The following is a 9739-nucleotide window of genomic DNA, read 5'->3' on the forward strand; positions in this document are numbered from 1 at the left end:
TAAGCCACAAAATGAATGATCCTGTGTTGTCATGCTGAGGAACGTAGGCGAAAGACTTCCCGTTCGCGTTTCGCGTTTCGCGTTCCGTTGGCGTAGCCGCCCTCTTAGGGCTAGGTAGGGTAGCATCTCCGCGAGATTCTAGCCTGCGGCAACGCGGTAGGCGCTGAGTCGCAAAGCGAGCGACACGCTGCGCGTAGCTTGCTTCCACGGAGTGGTACGCCTTCTCGTAGAGTAGCGCGTACGTTCCACCTGCGGGTAGATGCCCAAGCGGCTTCTGTAAGTAGCAAGCTACAGAATGACCGAAGAGCATTTCTTTCTGTGGAGTTCTCTAGTACCCTCAAGGAGGTTCCAAATATATTTAAAGTTTGCAAAATATATATATTTATCGTTTTATAGTCATTATTATAGAAAGTATTCGAGAAAATGCTAAGAAAGTAAGGTAGATTCATCATTAACTTACTTGATTAATTGAAATGCTTAAATCAAAAAATTAAATTTACGTTTAAACATGTGGGATTTGCGGGAGGATAAGGATAAGGGAGCATCCACTTTTGGCGGATAGACTTTTTTAGACAACCCATATAGTAAGGTTTCTGGCACTCAATAATTGTGTTTCTTCCAAAAGTGGATGCTCCCAAGGATAATTTAAAGGTGCAAATTCAAAAATCAACCGCTTTTTATCAATTTTCTGAAACAAATTCTGAAACAAAAACAGTGCCAGCCGATCAGTCTTCTGATGATGAATTACCGACTATTGAATTTCCCACGCATGGGAAATTGAAAGCCAGTTCTTGGCGTATCCATCAAAAAATTGGCTACGGATATTTTTTGGCTATTGGTATTGGTTTTTTTGGTTCCCTAACGGGTTTCGTAATTGCTAACTACTATCGCGGACAAGAAATTAGGGAGTTGATGCAAGCCGATCGCCAATCCCAGCTTTTAGGCAATTATAAAGATGCAGCATTGGGAGCGCAATTACATAGCTTGAAATTGCCTGCTCTCATCCATGATTCCCAAAAATTACAAGCAAAAAAACTCGAATTTATTCGGGATGTGGAGAAATCCCAAAAATGGGAAAAGGAAATCACTGAATTTACAAATAGCCAAAATGATTTGGTTCCCAATTCTGAAAGTGTCCAATCATTATTAGAGGATTATGTCAAGCACTTAAATTCTTATGTTGGGCAAATTGAGTCTATTTTGCAGGAAATTGAAGCGAAAGAGCCACTGAAACCCCGCGATGCGATCGCATTACAATCTGAGTTGTTGGAGGTAATGGGTGGAGAAACTGCCTTACAATTAGACGAACTTTCCCAAAGACTGATTAAAACCCTGGGAATGGCTGAAGACGAACGCGGCAAACGTAACGAGAGTGTCAAACAAGCCAAAGTTGTCGAACGTGCGATCGCAATTTTTAGTATGTTGGTTTCTGTCGCGATCGCAGCAGTTGTGGCTTGGAGAACTTCCCGTGCGATCGCGGAACCCGTCATCATTGTTACTCAAGTAGCTGAACAAGTCGCGAGAAAATCTAATTTCGATTTACGCGCACCAGTTACCACAGAAGATGAAATTGGTCTACTCGCAATATCACTGAATAGACTAATTGAAAAAGTATCGAAAAAAACAAAAGATTTACAACAAGCAAAGGAAGAAGCCGAAGCTGCTAGCAAAACTAAAAGTCAATTCCTTGCTAATGTTAGTCACGAGTTGCGTACACCTCTCAATGCCGTAATTGGTTTGAGTCAATTGCTACAGGATGATGCTGCCGATATTGGACTTTCGGGAGATTTTAGCACCGATTTAGAAACAATTAATTCCGCAGGTAGGCACTTGCTGGAATTGATTAATGATATTCTCGATCTGTCAAAAATCGAAGCGGGGAAAATGACACTTTACCCGGAAACCTTTGAGATTGCCACATTGATCAATAATGTTGTTCTCACAGTGAAACCTGCGATCGAGAAAAATGGTAATATCTTGGAAATTGACTGCGACCCTCAATTAGGGACAATGTATGCTGACCAAACAAGGGTTAGGCAGGTGTTATTAAATTTACTTAGTAATGCTGCTAAATTTACGACAAATGGGAAAGTCTGTTTAAAAGTCTGGACGGAAAAAATAGAGAAAGAGAATAATAAAGGTGGGAAATATCCACCGGAAAAAATTATTTTTACAGTTATCGATAGTGGTATTGGGATGTCATACCACCAGCAGCAACAGTTGTTTAAACCCTTTACACAGGGGGATGCTTCAACTACTAAAAAGTATGGTGGTACTGGTTTGGGTTTAGCTATTAGTCGCCATTTTTGTCAGATGATGGGTGGTGAAATTTTGGTAAAAAGTGAACCTGGGAATGGTTCTGTTTTTACTGTTTATATGCCATTAATGGCGGAAATTTAGGGTGATTTTCATATGTCGTATTTTCGTAGAGACGTTCCGGCGGAACGTCTTTAATTTATAATATTTTTGATTCAGATTTTGATGGGAAAAGATAAATTGCACCGGAGATAATTGTTAAAGCTACGGAAACCCAAAAAGCAATGAGTGTGGATGTTTGCCAATTTTGGGGTAGGGGTGCAATTAACAACGATATGGCTATAATTTGGCTAACTGTTTTGAGTTTACCCCAAATATTTGCCCCAGAAATGTTAGTTTGATTCACACGCCATCCAGCAACTGTTAATTCTCTTGCTAATATTACAAATACTCCCCAAGCTGGTATTTGTTTGAGTTCGATTAGGGATAGTAATGGTGCGAGTACTAATAATTTATCAACTAATGGGTCGAGGAATTTACCCAAATCGGTAATTTGATTTAATTTTCTTGCTAAATATCCATCTAGCCAGTCGGTTAAGGCACAAATTAGAAATATTGCCACGCATATCCATCTTGATTGTGCAGTGGGATTTTGCAGTAAATATAAAATAAATGGGATGCCGAGAAGACGAGAAAAGGTGATTGTATTCGGGATATTCATATATTCAGTAAACAGGAATCAGTAATGATTGTAGCGAATATCTTAAAAGTCAAGCGACAAGAAAAGCTTAACGGCAAAGGCATATCGCAAAATAATCCTGCAAATTTACAAGTAAAAATTACTGCGTCATATTCTATCAATTCCGTAAAAAACGCAAAAAAACCAGCATTTTACCGATAGATTTAGAAAAGCTACGTGTAATTTATGTGCAGTAGTCAAAGATTTCATGGAATATCACACTTAAGAGTAGTATTGCCAAGGGGGTCGGTTTCCGTGAGTTTGTTGCCAAATCAAACCGGATCGTAAGGATAACTATGGTTTTCTAAAAAATATTCAAATGATAGTTCTTGGACTTCATATTTACTCCAATCTTCAAAGCTTAAAGCTATTTGGCAAAGTCTACTTAAAACCAACCAGATTTGACCAGGACCAGTAATTCCCCCTTCTTTATCGAAGATCATGTCATAATACTCAGTTATCCAAAAACTAACAAGCGAGTGAATTTCATCTTCTAAAATAAGCACTGTTTCTTTCTTGAAACCATAAGATTTATAGAGCATTTCTTCTATACTTCTCATTAGCATACAAGTTAAAAAATAAATTGGATTATAAACATTACAATGGACAGAATAGGTTTCAACCCAAACAGGTTTAAATTCTGTAGGCGCAGTATCCCATTGTTCTGTATGACTTTTAGAGAAGAAATTGAGCAAATAAAATAGTTCAGATATGTTTCTTGAATCTTCCGGCGATTGAGATGATTTATAATTATTTTTTTCAATCATTTTTTATTTCTATGAATCTAAAATGTGGTTGTGAAAGTTTTTAATTTTATTGTAGTGAATAGATATTTTTATTGTAGGTTGGGTGGAGACGCATGAGAGATATATGAGGTGAATTTATAAATCTATATTTGCGTCGTAACCCAACATTTTATTTAATATTTGAAGCGTCTATTTTTATGGTTGAATTTAATTATTTGATTGTTTAAAGAATTTCTGTTTTATTAATATCATGTGTTGGGTTACGCAAAGCCTCCACCCAACCTATGGGGGATTGCGATCCCACTGGTGGTTATGGAACTAAAGCAGATAAACAGTCTATCGATGTAATTGATGATCAAGGTAAACCCCGAAGCATCAATGTACCTTCTCACGTTTGGAAAGTTGTTGCATGGAGAAACTATGGAGAACCCACTGATAAAGTAAGAGGTGCTTTTGCAGTCTTCATGCCCAATGAAAATATTGCAGGAATTAAGTGGAACCAATATTTAAGTTCGGTTCAAGACCTTGAAGGGTTACTTAATAGTGATACAACCTCTCATCCTCAATACAGTTTCTTGACCGGAATTAAAGATGATAATGAAAGAAATAACTTAAAACAAATAGTGAGGCTTCCTGTATCTGCGCCGTTGCTGGCTACTAATTTAGACTCATCTGTAAATACAGTTACTTCCTCTGTCTTCGTTCCAGATACTCCCATCGGGCATAATGGTTTCGTGGAAGCGGACTCCCTTGAATTCCACTCCTTCCAAGTTAGCTCTGGTCAGATTAGTTTTCCACAAACTACCACCAATAATATTGTTGCTCAAATCAGCTCCACTCAAATCAACGTCAGCCAAGTAGGCACTAATTTTGGAGCCACTCAAATTAATTCCACTCAGGTTGCAACCGCACAATCTATCATCGATATCGTAAAGCCTGATATTAGCAAAATTTCTTTCCCCAGCAGCATAGCGTTGCAGCAGTTCTTCAACTTCAATATCTCTTCTAGTCATTCCTCTACTCCTAAATTTCTCTACGATATCAACTCTACCGCACCCACCCTCTGGACTACCCTCTTCGACCCCACCAACCCATTCGACCTAACCCTCCAAATCGCCGACCTCCTCAACGCAAACACCAAACAATCCCTCATCAACACAGTAACGGGACTCACGCAAACCTATTCCCTGCTCAACATCCAAAATGACGGCACAGCTTACACAAGCAACAAAGTCACCCTCGTCAACACCACTCCCAACAACAAATTCACCCTCAACCAACCATTAACATTCAAAGTAGATTTAACTGGTATCCAAGCCGGAACAGTAGCAACCCTCTACTTCGACTTACTCGGTTTCGGTGCAAGGGATTCTAAAGTCGTCCTCGACAATGTAATGTTACTCAACAACGACTTCATCGCCCCAACTGCCAACAATGACACAGCGACAACCAACCAAACCCAACCCGTCACAATCAACATCTTAACAAATGACACCGATGCAGACAGCACGATCAACCTCACAACCCTTGCTATCAAAACCAACCCCACCAACGGTACAACCCTAGTCAACCAAGATGGTACGGTTACATATACCCCCAACACCACCTTCGTCGGCACAGACACCTTTACCTACACCGTCACCGACAGCGACGGCTTAACATCCAACACCGCCACCGTCAATATCACGGTAAATAATATTGCCCCAGTCATCACGGTAATTACAGGCGACACCACCACAACCGAAGGCACGATCGCAAACTTTAACGCCACAGCAACCGACCCCGGTGACAACCTCACCTACCTCTGGAACTTCGGGGATGGTAGCGCTCTTGTGATTGGTCAAAATGCAACCCACACTTACGCTGATAACAGTACGTATATCGCCACCCTGACAGTACGCGATCGCAAAGGCATCTCCAGTTTCCAAACCCTCGATGTTACAGTACTCAATGCAGCACCAATAGTCGATGCAGGCACTGACGTAACCATCAATGAAGGACAAAGCGCAACATTCAACGGCAGCTTCACCGACCCCGGTATCCTCGATACCCACACCATTAAATGGGACTTTGGCGACGGCGCGATCGTAACAGGTATCCTCAACACAATCCACACCTAGTACGATAACGGCACTTAAACCGCTTGAGTTTTTAATTATTTAATTTTTAGTAGTGTGATTGAGATACTTTTGTGATTTAAATAATATTCGTTTTCCCTACATCATGTGTTGGGTTACGCAAAGCCTCCACCCAACCTACAATAATTTAATTGATTTTTAGAAGTCTCAAAATCCTAAATCACCATGACGCAAACAGAAAATTCTCAATTCCGTATCGAATGCGATTCGATGGGTGAAAAACAAATACCAAGTAATGTCTATTACGGTATCCAAACATTAAGAGCTATTGAAAACTTCCAAATAAGCGGTTTAAAGCCATTAGAGACTTACGTAGATGCCTGTATTTACATTAAAAAGGCGACTGCAATTGTCAATGGCGAACTAGATTGTATCACCCCAGAGACCAGCAAAGCCATTGTGGAAGCCGCAGATGAAATATTAGCAGGGCAACTCCGCGACCAATTTGTGGTAGATGTGTATCAGGCAGGTGCGGGAACTTCCCACCACATGAATGTCAATGAAGTACTGGCAAACCGCGCTTTAGAAATTCTGGGGGATGAAAAGGGTAATTATAAACGGGTAAACCCTAACGACCATGTAAACTATGGTCAGTCTACCAATGATGTGATTCCGACGGCTATACGTATTGGGGGATTATTAGCACTATCGAGAACATTACATCCAGCTTTAGACAATGCGATCGCAGTTCTCGAAACCAAAGCTGATGAATTTCAAAATATCATCAAATCTGGACGTACACACCTTCAGGATGCTGTTCCCGTGCGTTTAGGGGAAAGTTTTCGAGCTTGGGCACAAATTCTCAGTGAACACCAAAACCGCATTTATGTAGCTTCCGGTGATTTGATGGTGTTGGGATTGGGGGGAAGTGCGGCAGGTACGGGTATGAACACTCACCCCAAATATCGTGATCGCGTGGTAGAAGTTATCTCAGAGTTAATTAATTGCCCTTTACAACCTGCACCGCACCTCATGGCAGCAATGCAAAGTATGGCTCCTTTTGTCAATGTTTCTGGTTCTTTACGCAATCTGGCACAGGATTTAGTTAAAATATCCCACGATTTGCGACTGATGGATTCGGGACCAAAAACAGGGTTAAAAGAGATTCAATTGCCCCCAGTACAACCCGGTTCCTCGATTATGCCAGGAAAATATAACCCAGTGATGGCTGAGATGACATCGATGGTTTGCTTCCAGGTAATGGGATATGATTCCGCGATCGCACTGGCTGCACAAGCGGGACAATTGGAATTAAATGTGATGATGCCGCTTATTGCTTACAATTTGATTCACAGTATCGAAATTCTCGGTAATACTGTCGCTGCACTCACGGATAAATGTATTCAAGGTATCACGGCGAATCAGGAAAGATGCTTAGAATATGCTGAAGGTAGTTTGGCTCTGGTAACGGCTTTAAACAACCATATCGGCTATTTAAATGCTGCTGCTGTCGCGAAGGAATCTTTAGCAACAGGCAAATCATTACGACAAATTGTGTTAGAAAAAGAACTGATGACTGAAGCGCAACTCGCAGAAGTTCTCAACCTCGAACAAATGAGTGCGATACGCCCTCTTGGTTCGTAAAATAACCGCTTTTAAATTCAGTTGAACTTAAATTCATCTCGAACTTAGGGACTTCCAGAAAATAAAATATCCCAATTATATAATTATCAATCGTATCATTCGTAGGGGCTGGGTATCCCTGCCTCTTATATATTAGGACAATCTATTTCCTGGTGTTCCCTTAACTTGAAATTAATCCCATCGAAGGTAGATGGACAGCTAACAAACTGTATTAGGCAAGCTCTGTGTAGAAGAAAAAATCTGGCATTATTAAATACTAAGGACTAGGGACTAGGAAGAAAGGGGTTGTTACAATGCCTAATCCATAATCCATAATCCATAATCCATAATCCATAATCCATAATCCATAATCCATAATCCATAATCCATAATCCATAATCCACAATATTTTTAAAGACGTTCCACCGGAACGTCTCTACTACGTAAAACTTAAATCCAAAAAATTAAATCCAAAATCCGAAATCCAAAAACCAAAAATGTCATCCTCCGTCAGCTTAATTCGTGCAACTTCCTACCAAAATGAAGCGTTACGAGAATCCTTAGAAACCCTTCTCGAACCTTTTGCTGGAATGACTGCATTTGTCAAACCAGGAAATAGGGTTCTTCTCAAGCCGAATTTGTTAACAGGTTCCCGCCCAGGGAAGGAATGTACAACCCGTGCCGAATTGGTGTATGCTGTTGCCGAAATGGTGATTGAAGCAGGTGGTATACCTTTTTTGGGTGACAGTCCAGCTTTTGGTAGTGCTAAAGCTGTTGCGATCGCTAGCGGTTATCAACCCATTTTAGACCAACTCCAGCTACCCATTGTCGAATTTCACGGCAAGCGCTACAAAACTGTAAATGAAGGATTTAATCACCTACTGCTTTGCAAAGAAGCAATGGAAGCTGATGTGGTCATCAATTTACCCAAGGTAAAATCCCACTGTCAACTTGTGCTGACTTTGGGAGTGAAAAACCTCTTTGGTTGCGTTCCTGGCAAAATGAAGGCATGGTGGCATATGGAAGCTGGGAAAGATGTCAACCGTTTTGGAGATATGTTGGTTGAAACTGCAAGGTCAATCAGCCCGGATTTAACCATACTTGACGGTATTATCGGGCATGAAGGGAATGGTCCAAGTAATGGAGAACCTCGTCAACTAAGCATTTTAGCGGCTTCTGCTGATGTATTTGCTTTGGATCGAGCTATGGTAGAAGTTCTCAATGTCGCACCTGAAAAAGTCCCAACTGTCGCTGCATCAATGCGCTTGGGAATGGTTAATGGGCTAGAAAATATTCATTTTCCCAACTTACATCCCGATATTTTACAAATTGATGATTGGCGTTTACCGTCTAAGTTCGTACCAATTGATTTTGGTATGCCTAGGGTGATTAAATCTACATTTAAACATCTTTACATTAGATTTATTAAAGAACCAATGAAAGCATATGGCAAGGGCTAGTCTGATTTCGATGACAATAAATTCGGCTCTTCCGTAGGTGTTATGCTGAACTTTAAACGAAAATTCAAAGTTTTCCTTTAATAGCAAGGCTTTTGGACAGTTTTAGTCTTGATTTAATTCCAAAGACTCAAAATCTAAGACTAAAAGCTATCTTTCATACCCAGCAAGGAATTTGAGCTATTTCATAAGCGTTTTTAGCATAACAAGTAATGAAGAACCATAAATTCTGAGAATTTCTATTAAGTGCAAACTTTGTTACAGCAATTTGCTTCATGAACAGGATAAGGTGTAAATACCCTCCGATTGCTTAACTATACCGCCCTAAATTAGTGGCGGTTTTTCCGTTTCAATATTTGGTAGTATTTAATATTTATATCTAAGGAGATATTGTCAGAAAACATTATAAGTGTTGTTAATTATTTTTAAATGTTTTCAACTTGTATATTTTAAGTTTTGTTGACTTAAGATTGTCAATTAAAAAATCATATACATGTGAGTATATCTGTATTTGCTCGGAATGTATATGTAGCAATATGAGTATTTTTGGATATATTGTGAGAGATTCTATTTATTTTTATGTATAACTACTTATAAAAGATTGAGACGAGTTGCTTATCTCAGCATTTACTCGGTATTAAGCTGAAAAATGGTCAACAATATAATTGCAAGCAAAAGCAGAAAATATAGGTATTTTAGCTGATTTTGAATTAAATATGTTGCTAATTCGTAGATTCAGAATTTAAGATACTTATTGTATTCCGTAATTAATCTGTGTAAATTTTGCTGCTCTTAGTTGGTTTAATATGACATTTTTAGATTGCATGATATAAATAAGAT

The 9739-nt window shown here is 39.6% G+C and carries 7 protein-coding genes; 5 read left to right on the top strand and 2 right to left on the bottom strand.

What is annotated here, in order from left to right:
* The first annotated feature begins 651 nt into the window (after window positions 1–651).
* A complete protein-coding gene (locus tag CK510_RS19860) occupies window positions 652–2400 on the top strand; it encodes a sensor histidine kinase (RefSeq protein ID WP_373695816.1) in 1749 nt (582 codons plus the stop codon).
* A 55-nt stretch (window positions 2401–2455) separates the two neighbouring features.
* Here the strand turns inward: CK510_RS19860 and pgsA are convergent, their stop codons facing one another.
* Entirely contained in the window at window positions 2456–2977 is a 522-nt protein-coding gene (gene pgsA, locus CK510_RS19865; protein ID WP_095723349.1) for a CDP-diacylglycerol--glycerol-3-phosphate 3-phosphatidyltransferase, read from the bottom strand.
* 24 nt (window positions 2978–3001) lie between these two features.
* Here pgsA and CK510_RS31895 point away from each other — a divergent pair, with 24 nt between their 5' ends.
* Complete coding sequence (locus tag CK510_RS31895; RefSeq protein WP_158224931.1) at window positions 3002–3157, top strand: hypothetical protein; 156 nt, start codon at window positions 3002–3004, stop codon at window positions 3155–3157.
* Window positions 3158–3267: 110 nt separating this feature from the next.
* Here CK510_RS31895 and CK510_RS19870 read toward each other — a convergent pair whose 3' ends face one another.
* Window positions 3268–3762 carry a hypothetical protein gene (locus CK510_RS19870; RefSeq protein WP_095723350.1) on the bottom strand — a complete coding sequence of 165 codons (495 nt, stop codon included), beginning with the start codon at window positions 3760–3762 and terminating at the stop codon, window positions 3268–3270.
* A 263-nt stretch (window positions 3763–4025) separates the two neighbouring features.
* Here CK510_RS19870 and CK510_RS34300 point away from each other — a divergent pair, with 263 nt between their 5' ends.
* From CK510_RS34300 to CK510_RS19895, 3 genes are all read left to right on the top strand, one after another.
* The gene (locus tag CK510_RS34300; RefSeq protein ID WP_143289357.1) at window positions 4026–5861 is read left to right on the top strand and encodes a cadherin-like domain-containing protein; all 1836 of its coding nucleotides are present in this window, start codon (window positions 4026–4028) and stop codon (window positions 5859–5861) included.
* 183 nt (window positions 5862–6044) lie between these two features.
* Window positions 6045–7463: an aspartate ammonia-lyase gene (locus tag CK510_RS19890; protein ID WP_095723354.1), complete on the top strand. Its 1419-nt coding sequence runs from the start codon at window positions 6045–6047 to the stop codon at window positions 7461–7463.
* Between the two features lie 476 nt (window positions 7464–7939).
* Window positions 7940–8902, top strand: a complete 963-nt coding sequence (locus CK510_RS19895) for an Npun_F2552 family protein (RefSeq protein WP_095723355.1) — start codon at window positions 7940–7942, stop codon at window positions 8900–8902.
* Window positions 8903–9739: the final 837 nt, after the last annotated feature.

The sequence above is a fragment of the Brunnivagina elsteri CCALA 953 genome (genome assembly GCF_002289455.1).
In the GTDB taxonomy this organism is placed as follows: Bacteria; Cyanobacteriota; Cyanobacteriia; order Cyanobacteriales; family Nostocaceae; genus Brunnivagina; species Brunnivagina elsteri.

Excerpts from the sequence above, each read along its gene's own strand:
- pgsA (WP_095723349.1), bottom strand. The coding sequence starts at position 2,977 with ATGAATATCCCGAATACAATCACCTTTTCTCGTCTTCTCGGCATCCCA.
- CK510_RS31895 (WP_158224931.1), top strand. The coding sequence starts at position 3,002 with ATGATTGTAGCGAATATCTTAAAAGTCAAGCGACAAGAAAAGCTTAAC.
- CK510_RS19870 (WP_095723350.1), bottom strand. The coding sequence starts at position 3,762 with ATGATTGAAAAAAATAATTATAAATCATCTCAATCGCCGGAAGATTCA.
- CK510_RS34300 (WP_143289357.1), top strand. The coding sequence starts at position 4,026 with ATGGGGGATTGCGATCCCACTGGTGGTTATGGAACTAAAGCAGATAAA.
- CK510_RS19890 (WP_095723354.1), top strand. The coding sequence starts at position 6,045 with ATGACGCAAACAGAAAATTCTCAATTCCGTATCGAATGCGATTCGATG.
- CK510_RS19895 (WP_095723355.1), top strand. The coding sequence starts at position 7,940 with ATGTCATCCTCCGTCAGCTTAATTCGTGCAACTTCCTACCAAAATGAA.